The following is a 25,880-nucleotide window of genomic DNA, read 5'->3' as shown; positions in this document are numbered from 1 at the left end:
AGTTACACTTGCTGCGTTGGAACGGCTCGAAATCGTCAAAATCGAGCCAATTGGCTCATAAATCCTTCAGGAGCGACCATGTCTATCGAGATCAACGTTCCCGCCGCCGACATCATCAAGTGGCGCCGGCACTTTCACGCTAACCCCGAGCTGTCCTTCAAGGAGCACAACACGGCCAAGTTCGTGGCCGAAACCCTGGAAAGCTTCGGATTGACCCCCACTCACCCCACCGAGACCTCCGTGGTGGCCGTGATCGAGGGCAAGGGTCCCGGTAAGACCGTGGCACTGCGCGCCGATATGGACGCGCTCCCTCTCAACGAGGAAACCGACAACGAATTCCGTTCCACCGTGGACGGCGTGATGCACGCGTGTGGTCACGACACCCACACCGCCATGTTGCTCGGCGCCGCTAAGGCCTTGACCGAGCTCAAGGACACCTTCAACGGCCGCGTGAAGCTCATCTTCCAGCACGCTGAGGAGACCCCTCCCGGAGGTGCCAAGGAAATGGTGGCCGCCGGTGTCCTGGAAGACGTGGACGCCATCTACGGCATGCACATCATGAACCAGAAGACCGGCACCGTCAGCGTGCACAAGGGCCCCGCCTCCACCGTGGCCGGCGGCTTCTTCCTGACGATCAACGGTCAGGGTTCCCACGGCTCCATGCCGCAGGACGGGATCGACCCGGTGCTAGTGGCCGCTCAGGTGACCGTGGCACTGAACACCATCGTGTCCCGCAACGTTGCACCCGATCACATGAACGTGGTCAACGTAGGCATGATCCAGTCCGGTCAGGCTCCCAACGTGATCCCGGATTCGGCCAAGTTGGGTGTCTCCATGCGCACCGTGGACGACGACGACTGGAACATCCTCAAGGAGCGCGCCACCTCGATCGTCGAGAACGTGTGTGCCGCGTACGGCGCCAAGCCCGAATTCCAGTGGGCCGAGGGCTATCCCGTGGTCATCAACAACGATGAGCTTGCGGAACTGGCTCTGGAAGCAGCCAAGAAGGCCGTGGGAGACGAGAACGCGTTCTGGGGTCCGCCCACCTCCGCGTCCGAGGACTTCTCCTACTTCGCCCGTGAGATCCCCGGTTGCTTCATCTTCCTGGGCGGCGGCACCGCCGAGGACGGCCTGCCCTACATGAACCACCACCCCAAGTTCGACATCAAGGAAGAGGCTCTCGAAGCCGGCGCCCGCACGGAAGTGCAGATCGCCCTGGACTTCCTGGCTTCCTGATCCCCCATCCGCACCACTTGAGTACGAAAGGCTGAGGAAATGAACCTCACCAAAACCCAGAAGGGCGTGTTCGCCACACTCTTCTCCGTGGGTTTGCTGGCGAACATCGAGAAGGGTCTGGCGGGCGCTATCGGTCCGTTCCTGACCGATCCCGCGTACATGTCCAACCTGGGGCTGGAGACCTTCACCAAGACCCAGTTCGGTCTGATCACCACCCTGTTCTACCTGTCCTTCATCGTGATGACGTTCGTGGCCGGTTGGTTCGTGGACCGCTACGGCTACCGCATCTTCATCCCGGTGGCGCTGCTGATCCTGGCCGCTGGCGCTGCATTCTTCGGCTTCGCCGGCTTCAGCTCCACGTCCATGATCTTCATCCTGATCCCGCTGGCACGTCTGATCATCGGTTTTGGTCAGGCCGGTTACACCAACGGCACCCCGCCGGTCATCGCCAAGATGTTCGCTGCTGAAGAGCGCGGCGCCGTGCAGTCCAAGGTGGTCTCCACCGCCGGTATCGGTACGATCCTCGTTTACCTGGTCTTCGCACCGCTCGTGGTCGCCCGTGACTTCCGTTGGATGTACTTCCTGCTGGCTGTCCTGCTGGTCGTTGCGACCCTGATGTTCGTCAAGCTGGTCCCGAGCGAGTCCCCGGCCGATAAGGCTGCCGCTGCTGACAAGGCCGCCGCCAAGGCTAAGAACGACGTCTCCATCCTGGACGCCTGGAAAAACCGCAACTCCCTGGTCCTGGGTCTGTGCCTCTTGCTCAACAACGCCGTGGGCGTGGGTCTGCTGACCTGGCTCGCCACGATGTACTCCGAACAGTTCGGCATCACCCCCACCGGTTGGGAGTACATGGTCGTGATGGTCGGTTACGGTCTCTCGCTGTGGATTGCTACCAGCACGGGTGCCACCGTGGTCAAGCGCTGGTTCGAGAACAACGAGAAGGTCTTCATGCTGCTGATGTCCAGCATCGGCGCAGTGCTCATGGTCATCGCCGTGATCATCCCCAACCTGTGGGGTACCGCGGTCATGATGTGGCTGGCCAACCTGTTCATCATGTGGTCCTTCTCCGCCATCCTGATGCTCCCCTACCGCTTGATCCCGCTGAAGATCATCGGTTCCGCGTTCGCCGTCATCAATATTGGCGCGTTCGTCGGCGGTATGGCTCAGGCGCCCTGGTCGGTGCAGTGGTTGACGCTGCAGGTTACGTGGTGGCCTTCATCGTCCTGGCGGTCATGCTGGTCGCCGGCGGTCTGGCTCCTTTCCTGCTCAAGGAACCCGCTCGCCCGATCAACGAACCCACCACTCCTCCCGGTAACCCGGAGGCCGGTGTCGAGGCAGCAACCGGCACCACCGACGAGAAGTAAGGTTCCGACCTTCACTTCACGTTCCTGAAGAAGCCGAAGGCGCCCGGACAGTTACTGTCCGGGGCGCCTTTGGTTCGTGGTGCGCCAAAGTCTCCGTACGACGTCGTTCTGGTCGCGTTCCTGACCAGGGCAACCGGCGAGCGCGGCGCCTCAGCCTGAGCCACCTCGCCTGCGGGCTGCGACTTGGTTCCGAGATCCCAGGTGCGCTTGACCGACCAGGCGAGCAGCAGTACCAGGAGGACGTTTCGGATGGTCAGCACGCCGGCCATGATCGGGTTGGCGTGGATCAGCGGGGTGTAGAAGAGCGGGTAGATGACGAACGTGACCACGGCGATACCCATGAGCAGGGCTGCCGGGGTACGCCAGCGCTTCCAGTCGTAGACCAGGCCGGCCACGATCACGGGCGCGAGCCAGATCATGAACTGGGGTGAGCCCACCTTGTTGAACACGATGAGCACGGTGGTCATCATCAGGCGCCCTCGTAGAAGAGTTCGCCGCGGTCCGCTCCCCTGCGCAGCGAACGGATCAGCAGAGCGGTACCGATGACCACTGCCACGATGAGCAGCGGCTGCATCAGATATGCGGCGACCTCGGTGCCGGGCCCGTAGACCTCGGATGAGTTGATTGCCGTGTTGTCCGCAATTTTGGAATCCGCGATGTCCAGGACGCTCAGCCACACCCACGGGGTGGAGAACGTGGCCTCGAGCTGCATGCCGCGCGAACCCTGATTGACCATGAAGTCAGCGATGCGAGCCAATCCGCCGGACAGCCACGTTCCGAGTACGACCACCGCGGTGACCACTACGCCGGCCAGGAACACCTGCGCCCGCTTCTTGGCCGCGATGAGCAGGGAGAGGATGACCGCCGCGGGCCACACCTTGATCCACGTGGCAATGCTCAACAACACGGATGCGACCACTGGCTGACGGGCGGCGTAGAGCATGCCGATCAGCACGATGGGTGCCGCGATGCCCTCGACCCGGGCGAAGCTCAGGTAGCCCATGAACACCAGGAAGATCAGCAGCCACCAGGCGGGCGCCACGCCGCGACCCTGCATGGAGCGGCGGGTGAGGAACCAGATCGCAACCGCATTGAGAGCCGTGATGATGAGGGTCCACGCGAGTAGGTACCGATCGTGCCCGGCGATACCGGCCGCGTGGATGGGAAGCTGCGCCAGGACCGGATAGACCCACGGGCTGATCGACTGATCGGTGACCTCCGGTGTGAACCCGGCCATGGCCCACTCGCGGTACTGCTCGGTGTCGCTGAAGGCCCACCCGTTCAGGAAGAAGGACGCCATCCAACCCATGTAGTACAGATGGACCACCGCGAAACCCCACCACACGCTGGAAGGGCGGGAGAACCAGGCGATCACACGGTCCGGCAGCAGGCGTCGCGTACGCCGCTCAGCCGTTCGAAGAATGCGGCGGAAATGTCAGGACTCCTTGGTCACGAGCTCATCGGTGGGGCGCTTTGAACCCAGCCAGTACAGACGGCGGGCAGACCACAGCATCAGCACAACAAGCAGCGCGTTGCGCACGGTCAGCACCAGGGCCATGGCCGGGTTGTCATGGCTCAGTTCTGTGTAGAACAGCGGGTAAATGAAGAACGTCAGCACCGCTATCGCGATCAGCATGATGGCCGGGGTACGCCACGATCGCCAGTGGTGCACGAGTCCCAGAGCCACGGCCGGGCCGAGCCACACCATGAACTGGGGCGAGCCCACCTTGTTGAACACGATGAACACGGACACCAGCGTCAGGGTTCCGGCGAGCAGCAGCTCGGTTCGCTCCGCGCCACCCGTGCGTTGACCATGGCGCAGGGCCCGGACCAGCAATGCGGTGGCCGCCAGCGCGGCCAGAATCAGCAGGGGCTGCATGAGCGAGGACATGACCTCGGTGCCCGGGCCGTCCACCTGCATGGAGTTGATGTCGGTGTTCATGTACATCTGCGAGCCGCCCACGCCCAGCACGGAGGACCACAGCCACGGAGTGGTGAACGTGGCTTCCAGCTGCATGCCACGGTCGCCCTGCTGCGTGAGGAAGTTGAAGAGCAAGGCAGAGCACCCATGGCTGCGGCAATGCCCGCGGCCACCGCGCTCACGATCAGGCCCGCCACGACCACCTGCACGCGCTGACGCACCACGGTGAACAGCGCGAGCACGATGGCTGCGGGCCAGACCTTCATCCACGTGGCGATGCTCAGCAGAGTGGAGGCAATGAACGGGTGAGCCACCCCGTAGGCCAGGGCCACGAGCACAATGGGGGCCGTCACGCCGTCGACCCGGGCGAAACCCAACCACCCCATGAGGAACGTGAAGCCCAGCCACCACCAGGCCGCGGGGATGGCCTGCGTGTTGCGGCCGCGGTCGGTGAGTTTAAGGACGGCCCAGGCGTTGAGCAGGGTGGTTATCAGAACCCAGAGGAAGAAGAAGGGTGCCGGGCCAGCGATGCCCGCGAGCGCCATGGGCAACAGTGCCAGCACGGGGTAGACCCACGGGCTGGGTCCCCCGTCCAGAGCATCTTGGTCAAAGCCGATGCGTGTCCAGTCCCGATAAATATTGGTGTCACTGAAGGCATTGCCGTTAAGAGAGACGATCAGAGCGAAGATCAGGAACACGAGGTGCAGAACCACGAACCCTGCCAGGAGCGCACGCGGGGAGGTCAACCACCCCGGTAGGTTCCGGGGACGATCCAGAACGTTCAATCGGTCCTGTTGGGTCAACGGCTTGTGCGTGGACATGATCAATCCTCGTCGGGTGCGCGGCGGTACGAGACCGCGGGCGGCCTCAGGAATCCAGTCCTGTGCCCCAGTGGAAATGGGCACGGGTGTTTACTCATGCTACGTGCCACGAGCGCCTCTCCATGGACTCTTGGCGCATGGGGTCAGGCACATAAGAGCCCACTCCCCGCTAATCCCCTGCCGGAACAGGCCCGGATACCCCCGGCTGAGGCGGCCCTGACTGCTAGGATCAGCCTCCTGAGAAACGTCCCGCGGGCCTTGGACCCGGGCACCCGAAGACGGTCACAAGTAGGGGAACGACACAGGTCATGGCGGAAAGTGGTTCGCGTCCGGAGGTCACTGCCAGCGGCAGCATTCCGGCACAACGACAAGCCGCCGATGGCCCTTCTCTCGCCGAAGCACGCTCCGTACCCGGCACTCCTCTGATTCCCCGCCCCTACATCGCCATCATTCAGGGCCTAGTTGGCTCACTCATGATGTTCGTGGGTTCCATCGGTATCGGGTGGATGGCGTTGGGCTCCCCCATGGTCCGCAATCCGTTGGTGATTGCCATGCGCACCGAGGGCTGGGGCATCTACACCTCCACGTTCCTGTTGACCTTCGGCGCGATGCTGCTCATGCGTTCGTGGATCCGGCTGGGGCAGCGACTGGCCGGTTGGCCGGAAGGTTCGCTGCGCGCCGTCGTCATCGCTATCGTCGCTTGGTCCTCGCCTCTGTTCCTGGCCGTTCCCATTTTTTCGCGCGACGTCTACGCCTATATCGGCCAGGGGCGTCTCATGGATGCCGGGGAGAATCCGTACACAACCGGCATCTCAACCCTCGACAACTGGTTCATGTTGGGCGCCGATCCGGCGTGGGCCGAATCCCGCACGCCCTATGGCCCGTACTTCCTGTGGCTCGCGCACCTGGTCGTCAAGATCACCGACGCGCAGCCAGACCTCTCGGGCCTCTTGTTCCGCGCCCTCGCGTGCATCGGCGTAGCGTTGTGCGTGATCTATGTGCCCAAGCTCGCCGAAATGCACGGGTTCGACGGCGCTCGCGCCTCTGGCTCTCGGTCGCCAACCCGCTGTTCCTCATCAGCTTTGTGGCCAGCGCCCACAACGACGGCCTGATGGTGGGCCTGGCCGTGGCCGGTACCTACTTCGCGGCGACCGGCAGGCTATCCGCGGCATCCTGTTGGTCACGGCTTCGATCGGCATAAAACCGATCACCATTCTTCTGCTGCCGTTCATCGGCCTGCTGTGGGCCGGCCGTAACGCTTCCTGGCCGCGTAAATTCGCCACCTGGGCGGGCACGGCGATCCTAAGTTTCGGTGTGCTCTACCTCAGCGGCATCCCCTACAACCTGGGCACGGGATGGATCCTGGCGATCTTGGACCCCACTCCGGGCTTCACCGGCTATTCGCCGTCCGGGTTCCTTGGCATGCAGGTCAACCGGATCGGCGACGCCTGGGTCTACCCGGTGGTGACATCGCCAAAGCCTTGCGCACCGCCCTGAAATATCTGGGCATCGGCATCGTGGTGCTGCTGATGTTCTGGGGCGAGGGCCAGCGCAGCCACCGCGTGGTCCGCCGCATGGGTCTGGCCTTCGCCGCGGTCGTGATGCTCTCCCCCATCATCCAGCCCTGGTACATCCTGTGGTTCCTGCCTTCCTGGCGGTTACCGGCATCAAGGACAACTGGCAGGTGCGGGTGCTCTATGTGATCACCGGGTTCTTCGTGATCTTCGGTGCGCAGGATCAGCTCTCCGTGTGGCCGTTCATCGAGGTCCAGTGGGATGTCTCCACGATCGCCTACTTCATCGCCCTGGCATTCACCGCGTACCTCATGCTGCTCGACCCGCACACCAAGCACGTTCTCATCGAGGGCGGGCCTCGCGGTTGGTTCGAAAGGCGCCGACGACGCCGCTCCGGCCAGTGAGCGCCTCGGGCGCCGTGGTCTGTGCTGTTTTAGACCTCGAACCCCTGGTCGGCAATGAGTCCCAGGCGTACTGGTCTTGTTCCGTTATTTCAGGAAACCGAACAGACCTCGGCGGCCGGGGCGCTGCTTGGTATTCGGCTTCCAGCCAGTCTCCAATTGACGTTGGAGTTCTCGCCAGAACGCAGCATCAGAATTCCTCGAGCCACCAGAATCGCTATCGGATGTTCTCGCCCGAGTTTCGACTTTCGCCCATTCTTGAGGCCGTGCATAAACGTAGGACAGTCCGTCCTCGAGCGACATGTCGAGTTCGATCAGTTGGCGTTCATCGTTGGGGTCCGGATGGGTCGGTACTAGATCACGGAATTCGTCCGGGTCCATCCACCGCCCGTCCAGGCTCAAACGGTCGGTACGTTCTTGACCGTTGATGGACCACACGAGGTCAACCTGGCCGGCCTCCCCCGTCTCGGGTTGAAGATCAAGACTTGTGACGTGCCAGGCTCCACCCACGATTCTGCTGATCGCCGCCAGCCCTTCGCCGTACGGATCCCCGTCGCCCTTATAGGCACGAGGCAACCGCTCGGCACATCATGAGTAGTTGGTTCAAGATCTCCTGACGGTCATGGGATGACTGATCCTGGAGTTGAGCACCGAGGTCTTGCGCCGCTTGACGGAGCGTGGACTCGTCCGACACTCGGGCGGAAATCAAGAGCTCGCAACACTCTCTGAGCAGTTTCTTCAGCTCCCCCTGAGCTGCTTCCTCTTGGGGCACCACAACGTTCTGCATCGCCTTTCGACGCCGCCCCTGCGCATGCTGTGCCTCCCGCGAGTTTTCCTTGTCACGTGCAGCAATGGTCCCGAGTGCCTGATCGGCCTCTCTGGACGCGCTGTGTTCGATGGCGTTCACGAGTTCGGCGCACCGTTTCTTGTCTCGTGTCCACGGCTCGCCGTCCACCATGGCGGGCATGATGCGTCGGATTCAACGGGGTGGGTCAGCGGGCACCTGACGATCACTGCACAGCCGGCAGTCCACTCGGCAGGAGTGATCTGCTCGCCCGCATCTCGCGTCCCAGCAGCATCGATCACCGACTGCCACTTCCGGTGCAACGCGACGACGGCGTCATCGGACGGATATGGGCTCAGGAGGTTCGAGATCTGTTCCGCGTCCATGACAAAAAGCTACCAACGCGGAAATAGCAGTGAGAGGTCCGGGCATTTAAATGACATGCAGAGGCAGATCTTCCCGGTAAGGGCCCGACCTAACCATGCGAAACAGATGGTGGTCCGTTGGAACCCCATCGGAGTCTCGAAGGGGCCATAGCAACCCCTGAAAGGTCACAAAGGGCTCTACCGGCACCTGAGATGTTGGCCCTTCAGATGGAGCCGGGCAAAAAAGATCCAGATACGACAAAAACCCCGGCGAACCGGGGCTTCTATCGTCTGCAGCTCCCCCGACTGGACTCGAACCAGTAACCCTTCGATTAACAGTCGAATGCTCTGCCAATTGAGCTACGGGGGACCGTGCACATCTGTGCAACGAGAAGATACTTTACAGACCCTTGGCCGGTTCCTCAAATCCAGCTCGCCACAACGTGAACGTCAGTTACCGAGGAGGCTCCGCCGCTGCATCTCCAGGTCCAGGAGCTCGCGCTGAAGCTGCTGGTACAGAGCCGATTCTTGCTGCGGATCCGTGCGGTTCAAGTGTGCCAGCTTGTCCGATTTGGCCCGATTGATGTGCATCTCCACCAGGCTCGTCAGCACACCCACCGCGTAGTTGCGGACCTGCTGCTCAGAAGAAGCGGGTAGCGGGGTCACCGACAACTGCGCAAGGTATCCGTGCAACGGTTCGGGCAGTTGCCCGCGCACGTGCTCGAGCCAGCCGCGGCCACCGCGAGGGTCATTCACGTCGTATTCGGGCCGCGCGGCCACGATCGCATCGTGCAGTGCCTGGTGCACCGGGTACCGCATTTCGGCGGACTCAAAATGACCCCAGTACGCGTCGGGCACCAAGTCAGGGACCTGCAAAACAACCTCCAACGCCTCGCGTTCCATTCGGGCCACCGGCTCGCGAGGATTGGGCAGCTGCACCTCTGCAGGGCGTTCCTGCTCCTGAGAGTCACCGGAGCGATCCCCCGGGCGACCGGGAGCACTAGAGCCGCGTCCGGACCCATCACGGCCCGACGAGAACTGCTGCGACTCATGATGCTGCGGCGCCCGCTGTTGCTGCCCACGCTGCTGCGCTGAAGGACCGCGTTTGGAGGCCGCCGCGACCGCCCGCATGACCTCATCGGTCTCGATGCCCAGCCACCCGGACAGCTCTCGCGCATACGCCGGCCGCAAGGATGAGTCACGGATCTGCGCCACGATCGGGGCACACGCGCGCATGGCCCGCAGTCGCCCTTCCAGGCTGTTCACGTCGTAGTCGCGAATGGTCGCCTTCAACGCGAATTCGAACAACGGCGTGCGAGTGCTGACCAGGTCACGCACGGCGGCGTCACCCCGGGTCAGGCGTAAATCGCACGGGTCCATACCGTTCGGCCCCACTGCCACGTAGGTCTGGGCCACGAACCGCTGGTCCTCCTGGAACGCGCGCAGCGCGGCCTTCTGCCCGGCGGCGTCGCCGTCGAAAGTGAAGATGACCTCTCCCCCGGCGGAGTCGTCGGAGAGGAAGCGGCGCACGATCTTGATGTGGTCCGCACCGAACGCGGTACCGCACGTGGCCACCGCGGTCTCGACACCGGCCAGGTGACACGCCATCACGTCCGTGTAGCCCTCGACCACTACGACCTGCTTGCCCTTGGCGATCGCCCGTTTGGCCAGGTTGATGCCGTAGAGCACCTGGGACTTCTTGTAGAGCTGGGTCTCAGGGGTGTTCAGGTACTTGGGACCCTGATCGTCCTCGTAGAGCTTGCGCGCACCGAAGCCGATAACCTCACCCGCTACCGCGTGGATGGGCCAGATCAGCCGCCCACGAAATCGGTCATAGAGGCCGCGGTTGCCCTCGGAGACCATACCGGTGAGCTTGAGTTCCTGGTCGGTGAACCCCTGATCCCGCAGGTGCTTGAGCAGGTTGGACCACCCCTTGGGCGCGTAGCCGATGCCGTAGGTGCGCGCGGCGGCGTCATCGAACCCGCGCTCCCCCAAGAACTGCTGCGCGGCCGTGGCCTGACGCGTGTAGAGGTTGCGTTGGAAGAATTCTGCGGCAATCTTGTGCGCGTCCAGCAGACGTTGGCGGCGGCCGACTTCCTCGCGTTTGGGGCCCGAGCCCTGCTCGTAGCGCAGTTCGTACCCAATGCGCGCGGCCAGCCGCTCGACCGTCTCGGTGAACGGGGTGTGGTCCATCTCCATGAGGAACGCGATCACGTCCCCGGATTCATCACAGCCGAAGCAGTGGTACGTGCCCATTTGCGGGCGCACGTGGAACGAGGGCGTGCGCTCATCGTGGAACGGACACAGCCCCTTGTAGGAACCGATTCCGGCGGGCTTCAAGGTCACGTACTGGTCGACAATTTCCTTGAGATCGGTGCGTGATCGCACCTCGTCTATGTCTTCGCGCCTGATCAGTCCTGCCACGCCTCTCATCCTAGGCAACGCGTCAAACTCGCGGGGCCGCGACGTCGGCCTGTGCAGTCCGGGAACGCAAAAGCGGCGTCGCCCGCTCGGGACGACGCCGCTCTCGACAGACTCGACGCGCGGAACCTACCGCGCGGGAGAGTCCTCGGGGTCGATGACCACGCGTTTATCCACCGGATCCACCGTCTTGGTGCCCAGCATGGACGCGCCACCCAAGGCACCCACGAGCGCGAAGGCGAAGAAGCCCCACGGGTAGGCCAGACCGGCTGTCAGCAGCGTGCCGCCCACGATGGGGCCACTGATCGCGCCCAGGCGACCCACGCCCGCGGACATGCCCAACGCGGTCGCACGGACCTGCGGCGGGTGGTTGGCCGCGGTGAACGCGTACACGAGCACCTGCGACGAGAACACGAAGCAACCGGTCAGGAACACCATGAAGTAGATGCCCAACACCGGCAGCTTGATGGCCAGGGCGGCCAGCAGCACCGCGGAGCCCGCGAACCACAGGATGCCGGCGACGCGCGGCGTGATCCGGTCGGCCACGCGGCCACCGATCCACAGGCCCACCACGGCACCCACGTTGAGGATCAGCAGGAAGCCCAGCGAGTTGCCCAGATCGTAGTCGGCGGCGCGCATGATCTGCGGCAGCCACGTGTTCAGGCCGTAAACCAGCAGCAAGCCCATGAAGGACGCGGTCCAGATGAACACCGAGTTGCGCGCGTACGTTCCGCTCAGCAGCAGCGCCGCACCTTGCTTCGCGGGCTTGGCCTTCTCGCCGTTCGGGGTCGACGACGCCGCGCGGCCGGCCCCCGCCGCATCCGGAAGTTCGAGCTCAACGTTGTAATGCGCGGCGACGGCGCGAGCGGCGTCGTAATCGCCCTTGGCCGCCAGGTAGGACGGCGACTCGGGAAGGAAGATGTACATGAGCGGCACCAGGATCAGTGCGGGCAGGGCGCCGGCGATGAACATGGTGTGCCACGAGAACTGTGCCAGGACCCAGATGGCCAGTGCTGCGGTGAGCACGGCGCCCACGTGGTAGCCGGTCATCATGACGGTCGTGGCGTTGGAGCCGCGGCCCTTGCGGGCGAACTCGGTGACCATGGAGATGCCCGTGGGCAAGCAACCGCCCAGGCCCAGTCCAGCCAGGAAACGCAGCACGCCGAACCACAGCACGCTGGCGCGAAGGCTGCGGCGAAGGTCAGCACGGAGAAAACGATCACGGCGCCGATCAGCATCTTGCGGCGACCCAGGCGGTCGGTGAGCCAACCCATGCCGAGCGCGCCGACCATCATGCCGAACAGGCCGGCAGTGGCTACTGCGGTGCCTTCGCCGGTGGACATGTCGAAAGCAGCGTCATCGAGCAGTGCGGGCATCACAGCGCCGAGGACCACGGCGTCGAAACCGTCCAGCAGCACGGCGATCCAGCACAGCGGGGCGACCCACAAGGGTGATTTCAGGATGAGGCCCTTGGTGGGCGCGGGGCCCGCGGTGGGCGAGGAAGCGGTGGAGCTCACGGGGAATCTCTTCCGATAGGGCAACAGATCACAGTGATCCTAGTCGCACCACCCTGTTAGCCTGGCCACAATCCCATTGAATGAGAGCAAGCTCACCAGAGCGGCTTGTCGCCCGTTCGCCAATTGGTGCCACGGATCTTGTCGTGCAGGGCCACGGCGGAGATATCCGTGAGGCATGCGACCTGGTCCACGACCAGCCGCAGGCGGGCCGCCTCGGCACCGGGTCCGTCACCGATCTCGCGCCAGTCCCCCGCGAACTCGGGCGAGAGGAACCGGCCGTCCGTTTCCATCAGGGCGTTGACCAGGATCGTGAGGATTTCGTTCTGGTTGTCGTAGAGCGGCTGGGCGTCGCGCACGGTCATCACGAACGCCGTGGCAATGCCCTTGAGCACTGCGATTTCCAATTCGGTTTCGTGCGGCACCACGAGTTGCGCGGAATAGCGGGTCAGCTGCCCGTCACCGGCCACGTCACGCGTGGCCTCCACAGCAGACATCGCAAACCGGCCGATCAGCTGGCTGGTCATGTTCTTGAGCCGTGCCAGGTCCTTGCGGGAGCCGTCCATGAGCGGGATCCATACCGGGGAGGCCTCCAGACGGCGCAGGGCCGCGTCCAGTTCCTCCTCGGTGGCCTGCGGAAGATACCAGCGCTGGGTCCACTCGATCACGCGGGCACGTGCAATGGGATCAGCCAGTTGCCCCAGTTGCAAGGTGTTGGAGGCGATGGCGTCTTCCACGTCGTGCACGCTGTAGGAGATGTCGTCGGCCAGGTCCATGACCTGGGCTTCCAAGCACTTGCGGCCTTCGATGGCGCCTTCGCGCATCCAGCGGAAGACCGACAGATCGTCCTGGTAGACGCCGAACTTGAGGTTGGGTTTACCGTCCGGGCGTTGCGGTGCATCCTCTGCGCTCCACGGGTACTTGCACGTGGCATCCAACGCGGCGCGAGTGAGGTTGAGACCGGCGGGGTGGCCGTCCTCGGTAATGATCTTGGGCTCGAGCGCACGAGGAGACGCAGAGTCTGGGCATTGCCCTCAAAGCCGCCGATCTCCCGGGTCATGGCCGCGAGCGCCGTCTCCCCGTTGTGCCCGAAGCGGGTGCCCCAGATCGTGGGAGAGACACGCGGCATCCACGACGTCCGGATCGCAGCCGAGAGCCTTGCCCAGTTCACGGCCGATCTGCGCCACTTCCAGGGAGTGGGTCAGGCGGTTACGGACAAAGTCATCCGTGCTCGGTGCGACCACCTGGGTCTTGGCGGCCAACCGCCGCAGAGCGGAGCTGTGCAGCACGCGGGCGCGGTCTCGCTCGAAGTGGGAGCGGTGCCGGTTGTGGTGGTTCTCGGCCACGTACCGTTCGGCGTCCTCATAGGCGTATCCGGCGGGCAGGATTCCCAGGCGATCAGGGGTGTGCAATCGGTTAGCCTCCGGAGACATCGAGTTCGGCGTGCACCAGGCCCAGACGTTCTGCGTCGCCAGGATGCGGGAGTTCAGCCAGCCGTCCGGGAGGTGCGGCTTGCGAGGGTTGCCCGCGCGACCGCGAGGGCCCTCCACATCCTTGCCGGGGTAGGGCAGGTCCAGGTCGAGCTGGTCGAGCAGTTCGCGCAGTCGCGCCAGGCTGGGCACCTGCGCCATCTGCGCACGAAGTTCGCCGCCCACCGGGTAGCCCTTGAAGTACCAGGCACGTGCTTACGGATTTCGCGGCAGCCTTGGCCTCGTCTCCGAATTCCTCGGCGAGCAGCTCGGCGTGCCGGTAAATGGTTTCCGCGACCTTGCGGACTCCGGGCTTGTAGCGCTTGGGGCTGCCCTCGAAGGCCGCCTGCAGGTCGCCGAATAACCACGGACGGCCCTGGCAACCGCGACCCACCACCACACCGTCCACGCCGGTCTGTTCGACCATGTGCACGGCGTCCTCGGCCGAGAAAATGTCACCATTACCCAGCACGGGAATGTCCGGGAGCGCTTCGCGCAGCCGTGCGATCGAATCCCAGTCGGCCGTGCCTGAGTAGTGCTGCTGCAGTGTGCGTCCATGAAGAGCCACCGCGGCGACGCCTTCATCGCGTGCCATGCGGCCGGCGTCCAAATATGTTTGGTGCTCATCGTCGATGCCGATGCGCATCTTGATGGTCACCGGGATGTTCGCCTCGGAGGCCTCCTGAACCGCGGTGCGAATGATCGCCCGGAACAGGTCGGTCTTCCACGGCAAGGCAGAACCGCCGCCGCGCTTGGTGACCTTGGGGACCGGGCAACCGAAGTTCAGATCGATGTGGTCCGCGCGGTCCTCCTGCGCCACCATGCGCACGGCCTTCCCCACGTTGACCGCGTCCACACCGTAAATCTGGATGGAACGCGGCGTCTCGTCCGGGTCGTGGTGAATGATCCGCAGCGACTCCGGACGGCGTTCGACCAGGGCGCGCGCGGTGACCATTTCCGTGACGTACAGTCCCCCGCCGTACTCGCGGCACAACTTGCGGAAGGACTTGTTGGTCACCCCCGCCATGGGTGCCAGAACCACGGGCACGTCAATGGTCAACGGTCCCAACTGCAACGGTTTCAGGTTCAACACGGCCGGTTCCCGGTCCGCGGTCTCAAGATCTATGGTGCTCATCGTGGGCCATTGTCTCACTATTGGGATATGCCTGCGCAGCGGTCGGGGTGGCCCTGCGGGGGGAACCCTCAAGTGGTACAATATTTTGTACCACCCTTATGAAAGGACCTGCCATGAGCATCACCGCCAGCGAAGCTCGTCGCCTTTTGTTTCCCCTGATCTCACAAGTTCATGATGACCGCGCACCTGTGGAAATCACATCAAAGAACGGGAACGCCGTTCTGATGGCGGCTGAAGATTACGCTGCCTGGCAGGAAACCGCGTACCTCTTCCGATCCCCCGAGAACGCCCGACGGTTGTTGGACTCGTATGAGGAAGTGCTTCGCGGGGCTAGCACTGAGCATGACCTTGATCGCTCATGAGATTGGTTTTCTCGTCGAACGGCTGGGAGGACTACAAGGTCTGGCAGCGTCTCGATCGGGCTGTTCTCAAACGTCTCAACCGGGTGATCGATGACTGTCTCCGCGATCCGTTTGAAGGCATAGGGAAACCAGAACGTCTCAAGTACGGCATCCCGGATGCGTATTCTCGACGAATCACTGATGAGCACCGACTGGTTTACCTAGTCGTTGATGATGACCTTGTCATCTTGCAGTGTCGGTACCACTACCAGAAATAGTCGCGCTCGGTGCCGAGCTGTCTACCTGCTCCAGACGCACGGCGAGCTTGAACGCCCGCACTTGTTCGTCGCGTCGGCCCAGAGTTTTGTACACGGCTCCTAGATCCCGCAGACATTGCACCCACTCCCGCGTGTGGGCCTCCGGATCCGGCAGCGCGGGATAGAGGTTGCTGGCGTTGTAGAGGGCGTGAGCGGCGTCTTTCCAGGCCATCATGTCCTCGGCGAGCGCTGCGAGTCCCTTCCAACACATGATCTGTCCGGCAATGTCCCCGCGTAGTTCGCAGCCCGAGAGAACCTTTTCGTAGTGGTCGTTCGCCAGTTTGCGGCGCCCTGCCGCCTGGGCGGCAGTGGCCAGGTGCGAGGTCCAGCGCAGGTCCTCGCGTGAGACGAACTCCACACCGTCCGCCGTACCCGTGGGCCGCGACGGATCCACCCCGGCGGCCTTGGCTCCCTCCTGGAACTCGCGATATGCATCCCACGGGCGCCCCTCCAGCAGCAGGACGTCGCCCAGGTTCTCCAGGCAACGCACCCGTCCGCCCACGGAACGCGCGGACCGCGTGGCACGCCTGTACTGGGTCGCTGCCAGCCGGTAGTAGTGTTCCGCGCCTGGCAAGTCATCCGAATCCCGCGCCAGATCCCCCAACGACGACGCCGCATCGCCGGCTACCAGCCACACCTCACCAAGTCGCGCGGTACGCAAGGATGCCTCGAGGGATTCTCGGGCCGCTGCGGTATCCCCGGTTTTGAGGGCCGCGAGTCCACGCTTGAGTCGTCGTTTGGCGCTGGCCGCTGCGAACAAGGGTGGCTCCTAGGGGTGAGTGACATTTGTGGCAGAGGGTCGCACTGTTTCAAGCCTCATTCTGACGAACCTCTGCCCGGAATGTTCAGCATTCAGGTCGTGCCGGGAGAAGCGGAGTCCCTAGGATCCTGCGGCCCGCTTCGGACGGTCGCAAAGTCAAAAAGAGCGGCTCGCGGAACCCGTTCTGGGCAAAGCACAACTGCACGGTGGCGGCCAGCCGGTCCACGGACTCGAGCGGCACCAGGGCGATCACCGATCCGCCGAATCCCCCGCCGACCACCTTGGCGCCCAACGCTCCCGCGGACAGGCACCCGTCCACGGCGGCATCGAGTTCTGGAACGGTGACCTGGCAGTCGTCGCGCATGGATTCGTGTCCCTCCACGAGCAAACGACCCACGAGAGTCCAGTCCGGTGAATCCGAGTGCAGCTCATCGGCAATCTGCACCGAGCGCACCATCTCGGTCATCGAATGTCGCAGCCTCAACCGGGTCTTCTCACGGTCCTCGGTGAGCTCCGCACCCGCATCGAGAAGGTGGTCAAAGCGCTCGAGGACGGCAGCGGCGTCGTCGGGGGTGGGCTGTTCTGGAAGCGCATCGCGCAACGTAGGCACGCCCAGAACTGCCGCGGCGGCTTCACATTCGGTTCGGCGGGAACTGTACTGACCGTCTGCCAGCTTGTGCGGGGCGCGCGTATCGACGGCCAGCCACGTGAGACCGGCGAGCGCGGGATCGGCGGGCAATCGGACGACGTCGAAATCGCGGCAGTCCAGGGCCAGGATCTCCCCCGCGTGCGAGCGCAGGGATGCCGTCTGGTCCAGGCCGCCCGTGTTGGCCCCCACGATGTAGTTCTCCGCGTCCATGCAGGCGCGTGCGAGGGCACGGCGCAGGGCGTCATCCGGATGATCGTTGCCGGTGTTCAAGGAGAACAGCGAGAGCGCGACGGAGCATTCGAGGGCGGCGGATGAGGCAAGCCCGGCCCCGATCGGCACCGTGGAATCCACCATGAGGTCCGCACCGAAGGACGAAGGAAGACCGAGCTCAGGCACCGCTACCGGATGCGCGGAATCGCCGCACGCCACGCGATTCATGCCCCAGGCCACGCCGGCCACGTACCCGAACCAGCGGAGATGGCTCCGGGTTCAATGTCGTTGATGCGGGTGGACCGGGGGCGGTCATCGGCCACGGACTCGTCCGCGTCCTGCATCGACTGGGCGTTGAGCACGCCGTCCTCACGAGGCGCGGCCGCCGTCAACGTGACGTACTGGTGCGCGAACGGAAGGCACATGCCTCCGGAGAAATCCACGTACTCGCCCATGAGATTGGCGCGACCGGGCGCGGCCCACACACCCACCGGTGCGCGGCCGTAGACCTCTTCGAACTTCTGGCTCAACCGCTGTGCCCGCTCGAGGACATCCGGCTGACCGACCCACCGCGGACGCGCGAAATCTTCCGGTGTGGCGGTTTCGCTGAGCTCACAGGACACGGGCGGATTCCTCACATGGCGTTGACACCGGGGTGCGGCGGACGGGGCTGACAAACCATTGTCCCCTACCCGGCGCGGAAGTAGTGCTCCAGCTCCTCCAGCGACTTGTCTTTGGTCTCCGGGGCCACCCGGTACACCCACACCAACGCGATGACCTGCAGCACCACGAAGATCAGAATCGTGTACCCAACGCCCAGCGAATCGGTGAGAATCGGGAACGTCAGGCCCACCACGAACGTCATCATCCACAGGATCCACGCGCACACGCCCATGCCAACCCCGCGCACGTTCAGCGGGAAGATCTCGGACATGTACAGCCACGTCACCGTGCCGATGCAGCACTGCATGAAGCCCACGAACACCACGATGCACGCGAGGATCACCCACGCCCGCGCCTCGTTGGTTTCCGGGATCAGCAGGTAGGACAGCGCAAAGGCGGTCAACGACGTCGCCGTGCCCACCAGGCCGATCAACAACAGTTTGCGCCGGCCCACGTACTTGAGCAGGTACATGGCCAGTCCCACGGCCAGGACACCCACCACGCCCGGGATGATGTTCGCGTAGAAGGCGCCGTTGCCGCCGAAACCGACGTCCTGGAGCACGGTCACGCCGTAGTACTGGATGGCGTTGATGCCGGAGATCTGGTTGATGATGGCCATCGAGGCGCCCAGGATGAAGATCCTGCGGATCCATGGGACCCGCACCAAGTCCATGACTCGGGCGGTGGGGCGGTTCTTGTCCTCGTCGGCCAGCTGGAGGACGGTCTCACCCTCCCCCGGGTCATAGGCGTCTTCTCGGATGCGGCGGAGCACCTCGAACATGCGGTCCACGGATCCGTTGCGGGCCAGCCAGCGCGGTGACTCGGGGACCACAATCATGCCGACCCACAGGATCAGCGCGGGGATGGTGGCGAGGACCAACATGTAGCGCCACACGTGCGGGATGTGGCCGAACGCGGTAGCGAGTCCGGCGTTGAAGACGAATGCGAGCGCCTGACCGCCCACGATCATCAGCTCGTTTTGTGCCACCACTCTGCCCCGCAGGTGCGCTGGCGCCAGTTCTGCGAGGAACACCGGGACGATTACGGAGGCCGCGCCCACAGCCAGGCCGAGGATGCAGCGGAACGCCACGAGGATCGTGACGGTCGGGGCCGTTCCACAGCCGATGGTCGCAATGACGAAGACGACGGCCAGAATCAGCAGGACCCGGCGACGCCCGAAATGATCGGCCAGCTTGCCACCGAAGGCCGCGCCCCACGCCGCACCGAACGGCAGGATCGACGCGACCAGACCCTCCAGGAACGGTGTGAGCTGAAGGTCGTCCACCATGGACGGCAGTGCACCGTTGATCACTCCGGTGTCGTAGCCGAACAGCAAACCACCGAACGTGGCCACCGTGGCAATCAGCTTGAGCCGCCTGTTCATGGGCGGTTTGCTCTCCGCGTGCGCCGTTTGTAATGACATGGCCGTCCTTTCTCCATAGAACGTCATACCACTGACGGTCACCCGGTGGCTAAACTCGGCCGGCAGAACGGCACTGCACTCCTAAATATGAGCGGCGCGGACAACTTCCCTGAAAGAAAAGCAGCTGGCCGCGGACACCTTGTTCAGTTCCAAGGATTGGTCCTAGCCAGCTGCTTTCAAATCGCTGTAGCCGGGTTTAGTCGACCAGCGTCACCGTCTCCGTGACCACGTGCGCCACGCCGGCCTCGAGCAGGTTGTCCACCACCGCCACCAGCGGGGTCATGGAGTCGTCCACTTCGAGCTCTACCGGATAGTCGTTGACGAGCAGGGCCAGCAGCTTCTCTACGGCCTCACCGGTTTCCGCTTCGCTGCCTTCTGCACCGGGTACGTAGCCCAGAAGCACGTCAGCGGCCTCGAATTCGGCGGGTTCCTGATTCGGGTTGTGCGGATCGAACGGGCGGTAGCTCACGGCAAAGGCCGAAATGGGAGCCTTGCCACCGGAAGCGGCAGTCCCGTCGCGCAGCACCACGGCACCGAAGGCACCGGCCTTGTCCGACAACAACTGCTGATTGACCGCCCCGATCCCGATCTCGCCCACGGGATCCCACTCGTGCACCGCACGGTAGAACTCCCACACGGCGCGCGTAAGTTCCACGGAACCGGTCGCGAGATCCTCAACGGTCTGAGCGGGAGTACCGTCCGCGTTCTGCCCCAGCGTTGGCATCGGCAGCGCTCCAGCGTTCACACGGACGACGCGCGAACGCATAGCTGGACGTAGCCCCTCGGCCTGAGCAAACTGCTGCCCGACCGACTCCGGAGTCACGCGGGTGCGCAGCGCGCTGACGCCCGACGGCGCCTGCTCGGCTTCGGCGCGCAACCGGGTCACGAGCTCTCGGCCGATTCCTTCGCGTTGACGATCCGGGCAACCTCCACGTAGGCCCACAGTCGCTGCGGGTGCCACGGGGATTCGTACACCACTCCCGCCGCCACGGGCACACCGTCATCGGTGGCCACGAGCGTGCGGGAGAAAGCGGCGTCGTCGTCGGCACCCAAACGGGCTCGGAAGGCTTGGGCGGGAGCCGACGGCGCGTCCGGCCAGACCTCCAGCAAGCGGAGGTCGTCGTCTTCGCGCCACGGACGGTACTCGATGCTCATGCGGTCCTTACTTCTCGAGACGCTCGGCGAGGTACTGGCTCACGCGGTCCAGGCCAACGCGCTCCTGCGTCATTTCGTCGCGAGAACGGATGGTCACGGCCTGGTCCTCGAGGGTGTCGAAGTCCACGGTGACGCAGAACGGCGTGCCGATCTCGTCCTGGCGGCGGTAACGACGGCCGATGGCGCCGGCGTCGTCGTAGTCGATGTTCCAGCGGCGGCGCAGCTCGGCATCCAGGTTCTGGGCGACCGGCTTGAGGTCGTCCTTCTTGGACAGCGGCAGCACGGCGGCCTTGACCGGGGCCAGGCGCGGATCGAGCTTGAGCACGGTGCGCTTGTCCACGCCGCCCTTGGTGTTGGGCGCCTCGTCCTCGACGTAGGCGTCCACCAGGAAGGCCATCATGGAACGGGTCAGGCCGAAGGACGGCTCGATCACGTACGGGGTGTAGCGATCGCCGGAGGCCTGATCGAAGTACTGCATCTTGTCGCCGGAGTGCTCGGTGTGGTTGGACAGGTCGAAGTCCGTGCGGTTGGCAACGCCCATGAGCTCGCCCCACTCGGAGCCCTGGAAACCGAAGCGGTACTCGATGTCGATGGTGCCGTCAGAGTAGTGCGCGCGCTCATCGGCGGGCACGTCGAAGCGGCGCATGTTGTCCGGGTTCACGCCCAGGTCCACGAACCAGTCCCAGCACGCTTCGACCCACTCGTCGAAGTACTTCTGGCGTCGTCCGGGTGGATGAAGTACTCGATCTCCATCTGCTCGAACTCGCGCGTGCGGAAGATGAAGTTACCCGGGGTGATCTCGTTGCGGAACGCCTTGCCGATCTGGCCGATGCCGAACGGCGGCTTCTTGCGCGATGCGTTGAGCACGTTGAGGAAGTTCACGAAGATGCCCTGGGCGGTCTCGGGGCGCAGGTAGTGCTTGCCCTCTTCGTTGTCCACGGGGCCCAGGAAGGTCTTCATGAGGCCGGAGAATTGCTGCGGCTCGGTCCACTTGCCGTCCTGGCCGGTCTCCGGATCCTTCACGTCCGCCAAGCCGTTGACGGGCGGGTGACCGTGCTTGGCCTCGTAGGCCTCGAGCAGGTGATCGGCACGGTAGCGCTTGTGGGTGTGCAGCGATTCGACCAGCGGGTCGGTGAAGGTCTCCACGTGACCGGAGGCTTCCCACACGGCCGAGGGCAGGATGATGGACGAGTCCAAGCCCACCATGTCCGCGCGGCCGCGCACGAAGGTCTGCCACCACTCACGCTTGATGTTTTCCTTCAGTTCCGCGCCCAAGGGTCCGTAGTCCCACGCGGAGCGCGAACCGCCGTAAATTTCACCCGCCTGAAAGACAAAACCTCGGCGCTTGGCCAGGGAGATGACATTGTCCAGGGTGGTTTTGGCAGCCATGCGTGCTCACATCCGTTTCTCGCCCGACCGCTGGCTGCGGCCGCGCGCGTGGAATCAGTTGGGTGGTTCTTGAGGGCGCTATTGACGACGACGCCGCGGGGCGGCTTTCGTGCGCTCGGCACCACGAACGAGACGCCCGAGATGACGTCTCGGTTCCAGGGTAGCCATTACGCAGAAAACTCGCCTAACTCGCCGGTTCGGGGCGAGTCAGACGAGTCTTCGTTGCGGTTACCCTTGTGGCGTTTAGACGAACGCGGAGACGCCGGTCAACGCGCGGGACACGATGAGCGCGTTGATGTGATAGCTGCCCTCGTAGGTGTAAATGGCCTCGAGGTCGCCAGCACCTTGGAAATCTCGTAGTCGCTCAGCAGGCCGTTGCCACCCAGCGCATCGCGCGCCAAGGACGCCGATTGGCGACCCAGGCGCGTGGCCGTGGACTTGGCGATGGCCGCGTGCATCATTTCGAGCTCGCCGGTCTCCTGCAGACGTGCCATCTGGACCATCATCGCGGAGCTTGCGGCCAGGTTGCCGGCAATCTCCGCCATGGTCTGCTGAATCACCTGGAAACGCGCCAGCGGCTTGCCGAACTGCACGCGCTCCAGCGAGTAGTCGCGCAGGATGTCGAGAATGGCCTGCTGAGCGCCCACGGCCTGCCAGCCGACCCACGCGCGGGAGTCCTTGAGCAGTTCGTTGGCGGCGTCGAAACTGATGGCGCCGGGCAGCAGCGCGGTGCGGGGCACGCGGATCTCGTTGAGCACGATGTCCGCATTCTGCATGATGCGCAGACCCATCTTGTTGGCAATCTTCGTGGCCGTGTAACCGGGATGGGTGGTGTCCACGGCAAAGCACTTGATCAGACCGTCCGCGGTGTCACGAGCCCACACGAGGGCGACCGCGGCCACGGTACCGGCCCCGATCCAGCGCTTCTCTCCCTGGATGACCCATTCGTCACCGTCCAATGTGGCGGTGGTGGCCAGGCCACCAGCGATGTCCGAACCGTGGGTGGGTTCGGTCAGGCAGAAAGCACCCAACTGCGTGAGTTCGGACAGTCCGGGCAACCACTGCGCCTTCTGTTCCTCCGAGCCCAATTCCGCAATCGTGCCGACGATCAGCTCGTTGTGGATGCCAATCAGGGCGGACAGTGAGACGTCCGCACGGGCGATCTGAGAGTGCACGATGCCCTGGAACAACCGCGACGAACCGTCCAGGAACAGTTTGCCGAGTCCCAGTTCCGCGAGCGCGGGCAGCAGCTCGGTCGGCAGGTGCTCACGGTTCCACGGTCGATGGACTGCTTACGCACGTGGGCCTGCAGGTGCTCCTTGATCACGGCCAAGCGCTCGCGTTCGGCGGGATCGAGCAGTGACTCCACATGCAGGAGGTCTACGTCCGGCAGAAGGCTTTGGGGTGCATCACCGGAGTGGGAGAGGGTCGCGCTGGTCATGATCGTGGTCCTCAAATTTCTCGGTATTCCGATTGTGGTCTTTCCAACTATAGGCCTTCCAAGTATATTTGTGGTGTCGTGAGTCACACTTTTTTGGAACGGACACGTCAGCGCCGTTGTTGCCACCCGGTGAGCACGGCACATCAGGACCACGACCGCATATCTAGGAGGCCCCGAAAGCCATGACCGTGACGAACGAATTTCGCACCGCCCGTGACCACCTGGTGTCGCTCCAGCAGGACTGGGAGCGTGCCCGCGAGGAGTTTGTGTGGCCTCGCTTCGAGCACTTCAACTTCGGCTTCGACTGGTTCGATCAGGTGGCGGCATCGCCCGGGCGCAAGGACCAGGATGCGCTAATCATTCTCGAGGAGGACGGCTCAGAGTTGCGCCGGACCTTCGGCGAGCTCAGCCGAGACTCCAACAAGGTGGCCAACTGGCTGCGGGAGCAGGGTGTGCAGCGCGGTGACCGCGTGATTCTCATGCTCAACAATCAGGTGGAGCTGTGGGAGTCGATGCTGGCCTGCATCAAGCTCGAGGCCGTCATGGTTCCCACCACCACGCAAATGGGACCCACGGACTTGGAAGACCGTGTGACCCGCGCCGAAGCCAAGTGGGCGATCGTGGGTATGCAGGACGCTCCCAAATTCGCACCGGTGGACGGCGACTACACCGTGATCTACGTTCCTGGCGTCTATACCCCGGCCGATCAGATCAAGGACCCGGATGCCGGTGGCCGCAAGGTCATCAACTACAACGAGGCCTACGATGCCTCACCCGAACTGACCCAGGACTCCCCCACCGGCGCGGAAGAGACCCTGCTGCTCTACTTCACCTCGGGCACCACGTCCAAGCCCAAGCTCGTGGAGCACACGCATACCTCCTACCCCGTGGGTCACCTGTCCACCATGTACTGGATCGGACTGGAGCCCGGCGACATCCACTTGAACGTGGCCTCGCCCGGCTGGGCCAAGCACGCGTGGTCGAATTTCTTTGCCCCCTGGATCGCGGAGGCCACGATCTTCGTGTACAACTTCCGCAAGTTCGACGCCGCCGCGCTCATGGGCGTGATGGACAAGATCGGCGTGACCAGTCTGTGCGCACCGCCACTGTGTGGCGCATGCTCATCAAGGCGGACCTCAGCCTGCTGCAGACCCCACCCAAGAAGACCGTTTCGGCCGGTGAGCCCCTCAACGCTGAGGTCATCGAGCAGGTCAATCGCGCCTGGGGTTGCACGATTCGCGATGGCTTCGGCCAGACGGAATCCTCCCTGCAGGTGGCCAATACCCCCGGACGCCGCATCGTGATCGGCTCCATGGGCGTACCGCTTCCCGGCTTCGACGTGGTGCTCATCGACCCCATGACCGACGAGGAAGCGGAGGAGGGCGAGCTGTGCCTGCGCTTGGATCCCCGCCCGGTGGGTCTGATGCGCGGGTACTACGGCGACAAGGCCAAGACCGACGACGTGTTCCGCAACGGTCTCTACCACACCGGTGACGTGGTCTCCCGGGACGAGAACGGCATCTTCACCTACGTGGGCCGCGCGGACGACGTGTTCAAGTCCAGCGACTACAAGGTGTCACCGTTCGAGCTGGAATCGGTTCTGGTGGAGCACCCGGCCGTCATGGAAGCGGCCATCGTGCCCACTCCGGACGAGCTGCGACTGGCGATCCCCAAGGCCTTCGTAACCCTGAGCTCCGGGTACGAACCCACCACGGAGACGGCCACGGAGATCCTGCAGTTCTGCCTGAGCAAGCTTCCCCCGTACAAGCGCATCCGCCGCATCGAGTTCTTGGAACTGCCCAAGACGATATCCGGCAAGATTCGTCGCGTGGAGCTGCGCAAAGCAGAGGAGCAGCGGTCCGAATCGGGTGAGGCTCCCGAGGGCTACGGCACCGAATTCCGCGAGGAGGACCTCTCACTCAAGCGCTAGAACGCGTACAGCGGCCGGCGGCGCACCAGCGCCGCGGCCGTTTCTCCTCCCCCGGTCAGAGTCCCCCAACCCCCGGAATAGAATGGTCCAATGTCCAATAGTCGTACGCTCACGAAAGATCCGATTGCGGAGGCCCAGCGCAACTGGGTGCGCAACGGCTGGGAAGAAGCCTCGGGTCCCATGGCTGCCGTCACGGCCATCATGCGTGTCCAGCAGATCCTGCTGGCCGAGGCCGAGCAGGTGCTCAAACCCTTCAAGCTGACCTTCGCCCGCTACGAGCTCATCGCTCTGCTGAGCTTCACCAGGGAGCAGCAAATGCTCATGAAGCGGGCCAGCGCCCTTCTCCAGGTCCACCCGACATCGGTGACCAATGCGGTGGATCGTCTGGAGGACGCCGGCCTGGTCAAACGTGAACCGCTCAAGACGGACCGTCGCGCCATGACCATTGTGCTGACCGCCAAAGGCAAGAAGACCGCCAAGGAGGCCACCGAGGCCCTGAACCAGGAGTTGTTCCTGCAGACGGGTTTCGAACCGGACGAGGTCGAATCCCTGATCGGTATTCTGAGCCGATTCCGCGCTCGCTCCGGCGACTTCGAAGAAACCTCCGCCCCATAGTTCATCTGGCCTTCAAGAAGCTCAGAAGGCCGGATGCAGTTC

At 63.9% G+C, this 25,880-nt stretch carries 16 protein-coding genes, 1 tRNA gene and 8 pseudogenes; 7 read left to right on the top strand and 18 right to left on the bottom strand.

The genetic code is table 11. The features are described from left to right. Window positions 1–78 precede the first annotated feature (78 nt). Window positions 79–1,236 carry a M20 metallopeptidase family protein gene (locus YO9_RS0105030; protein WP_016996504.1) on the top strand — a complete coding sequence of 386 codons (1,158 nt, stop codon included), beginning with the start codon at window positions 79–81 and terminating at the stop codon, window positions 1,234–1,236. A gap of 39 nt (window positions 1,237–1,275) precedes the next feature. Further along, window positions 1,276–2,628 (top strand): MFS transporter, encoded by a 1,353-nt coding sequence (locus tag YO9_RS0105025; RefSeq protein WP_031272707.1) that lies wholly within the window; start codon window positions 1,276–1,278, stop codon window positions 2,626–2,628. A gap of 139 nt (window positions 2,629–2,767) precedes the next feature. Here YO9_RS0105025 and YO9_RS0105020 read toward each other — a convergent pair. Next, a pseudogene (locus tag YO9_RS0105020) lies at window positions 2,768–3,975 on the bottom strand (glycosyltransferase 87 family protein); the annotation flags it as partial. Window positions 3,976–4,035: 60 nt separating this feature from the next. Next, window positions 4,036–5,342 (bottom strand): annotated as a pseudogene (locus YO9_RS0105015) (glycosyltransferase family 87 protein). Window positions 5,343–5,650: 308 nt separating this feature from the next. Between YO9_RS0105015 and mptB the strand changes: the two are divergent. Further along, window positions 5,651–7,260: pseudogene (mptB, locus tag YO9_RS0105010) on the top strand (polyprenol phosphomannose-dependent alpha 1,6 mannosyltransferase MptB). Window positions 7,261–7,344: 84 nt separating this feature from the next. On the opposite strand, the gene YO9_RS0105005 reads toward mptB, so the two are convergent. The 8 genes and pseudogenes from YO9_RS0105005 to dusB all read right to left on the bottom strand — a co-directional run bounded on the left by YO9_RS0105005 (window position 7,345) and on the right by dusB (window position 14,945). Continuing rightward, window positions 7,345–7,833: a hypothetical protein gene (locus tag YO9_RS0105005; protein ID WP_016996503.1), complete on the bottom strand. Its 489-nt coding sequence runs from the start codon at window positions 7,831–7,833 to the stop codon at window positions 7,345–7,347. Beyond that, entirely contained in the window at window positions 7,817–8,224 is a 408-nt protein-coding gene (locus tag YO9_RS0105000; RefSeq protein ID WP_016996502.1) for a hypothetical protein, read from the bottom strand. Before YO9_RS0105000 ends, YO9_RS0105005 begins: the two co-directional genes overlap by 17 nt. 479 nt (window positions 8,225–8,703) lie before the next feature. Continuing rightward, window positions 8,704–8,776 (bottom strand) — tRNA-Asn (locus YO9_RS0104995). Window positions 8,777–8,856: 80 nt separating this feature from the next. Further along, complete coding sequence (gene dnaG, locus YO9_RS0104990; RefSeq protein WP_016996501.1) at window positions 8,857–10,830, bottom strand: DNA primase; 1,974 nt, start codon at window positions 10,828–10,830, stop codon at window positions 8,857–8,859. A 126-nt stretch (window positions 10,831–10,956) separates the two neighbouring features. Then, entirely contained in the window at window positions 10,957–11,988 is a 1,032-nt protein-coding gene (locus YO9_RS0104985; protein ID WP_262925592.1) for an MFS transporter, read from the bottom strand. Then, window positions 11,877–12,344 (bottom strand): MFS transporter, encoded by a 468-nt coding sequence (locus tag YO9_RS19740; protein WP_262925591.1) that lies wholly within the window; start codon window positions 12,342–12,344, stop codon window positions 11,877–11,879. Before YO9_RS19740 ends, YO9_RS0104985 begins: the two co-directional genes overlap by 112 nt. 92 nt (window positions 12,345–12,436) lie before the next feature. Beyond that, window positions 12,437–13,774: pseudogene (locus YO9_RS0104980) on the bottom strand (deoxyguanosinetriphosphate triphosphohydrolase). Further along, window positions 13,758–14,945, bottom strand: a pseudogene (gene dusB / locus YO9_RS0104975) (tRNA dihydrouridine synthase DusB). The pseudogenes YO9_RS0104980 and dusB overlap by 17 nt, the downstream one beginning before the upstream one ends. A gap of 113 nt (window positions 14,946–15,058) precedes the next feature. On the opposite strand from dusB, the gene YO9_RS0104970 reads away from it, so the two are divergent. Further along, window positions 15,059–15,307 (top strand): type II toxin-antitoxin system Phd/YefM family antitoxin, encoded by a 249-nt coding sequence (locus tag YO9_RS0104970; protein WP_016996500.1) that lies wholly within the window; start codon window positions 15,059–15,061, stop codon window positions 15,305–15,307. After that, complete coding sequence (locus tag YO9_RS16895) at window positions 15,304–15,564, top strand: Txe/YoeB family addiction module toxin (protein WP_223286119.1); 261 nt, start codon at window positions 15,304–15,306, stop codon at window positions 15,562–15,564. The genes YO9_RS0104970 and YO9_RS16895 overlap by 4 nt, the downstream gene beginning before the upstream one ends. On the opposite strand, the gene YO9_RS0104965 is transcribed toward YO9_RS16895, so the two are convergent. The 8 genes and pseudogenes from YO9_RS0104965 to YO9_RS0104940 form a co-directional block, all read right to left on the bottom strand. Then, window positions 15,530–16,363: a hypothetical protein gene (locus YO9_RS0104965; RefSeq protein ID WP_016996499.1), complete on the bottom strand. Its 834-nt coding sequence runs from the start codon at window positions 16,361–16,363 to the stop codon at window positions 15,530–15,532. The genes YO9_RS16895 and YO9_RS0104965 overlap by 35 nt on opposite strands. Window positions 16,364–16,448: 85 nt before the next feature. Continuing rightward, window positions 16,449–17,471 (bottom strand): galactokinase, encoded by a 1,023-nt coding sequence (locus tag YO9_RS0104960; protein ID WP_016996498.1) that lies wholly within the window; start codon window positions 17,469–17,471, stop codon window positions 16,449–16,451. After that, window positions 17,447–17,845, bottom strand: a complete 399-nt coding sequence (locus YO9_RS16890; RefSeq protein ID WP_223286118.1) for a galactokinase family protein — start codon at window positions 17,843–17,845, stop codon at window positions 17,447–17,449. Before YO9_RS16890 ends, YO9_RS0104960 begins: the two co-directional genes overlap by 25 nt. Window positions 17,846–17,910: 65 nt before the next feature. Beyond that, entirely contained in the window at window positions 17,911–19,308 is a 1,398-nt protein-coding gene (locus YO9_RS0104955) for a sugar porter family MFS transporter (RefSeq protein ID WP_031272706.1), read from the bottom strand. A gap of 196 nt (window positions 19,309–19,504) precedes the next feature. After that, on the bottom strand, window positions 19,505–20,194 hold the full coding sequence (locus YO9_RS0104950; protein WP_317259755.1) for an N-acetyltransferase: 690 nt from the start codon (window positions 20,192–20,194) through the stop codon (window positions 19,505–19,507). Beyond that, entirely contained in the window at window positions 20,191–20,463 is a 273-nt protein-coding gene (locus tag YO9_RS20605; protein WP_317259754.1) for a hypothetical protein, read from the bottom strand. The genes YO9_RS0104950 and YO9_RS20605 overlap by 4 nt, the downstream gene beginning before the upstream one ends. 7 nt (window positions 20,464–20,470) lie before the next feature. Continuing rightward, window positions 20,471–21,852: pseudogene (locus tag YO9_RS0104945) on the bottom strand (glycine--tRNA ligase). A gap of 243 nt (window positions 21,853–22,095) precedes the next feature. Beyond that, window positions 22,096–23,293 (bottom strand): annotated as a pseudogene (locus YO9_RS0104940) (acyl-CoA dehydrogenase family protein). Between the two features lie 182 nt (window positions 23,294–23,475). Between YO9_RS0104940 and YO9_RS0104935 the strand changes: the two are divergent. Together YO9_RS0104935 and YO9_RS0104930 are read left to right on the top strand one after the other, a co-directional pair. Beyond that, a pseudogene (locus YO9_RS0104935) lies at window positions 23,476–25,223 on the top strand (AMP-binding protein). A 90-nt stretch (window positions 25,224–25,313) separates the two neighbouring features. After that, window positions 25,314–25,838, top strand: coding sequence for a MarR family winged helix-turn-helix transcriptional regulator (locus YO9_RS0104930; RefSeq protein ID WP_016996496.1), 525 nt, complete (start codon window positions 25,314–25,316; stop codon window positions 25,836–25,838). Window positions 25,839–25,880: the final 42 nt, after the last annotated feature.

It is taken from the genome of Kocuria atrinae C3-8 (assembly GCF_000286355.1).
Taxonomy (GTDB): domain Bacteria; phylum Actinomycetota; class Actinomycetes; order Actinomycetales; family Micrococcaceae; genus Kocuria; species Kocuria atrinae_A.
Note: the sequence above shows the minus strand (reverse complement) of the source record. Positions and strands in the feature narration are given on the sequence as shown.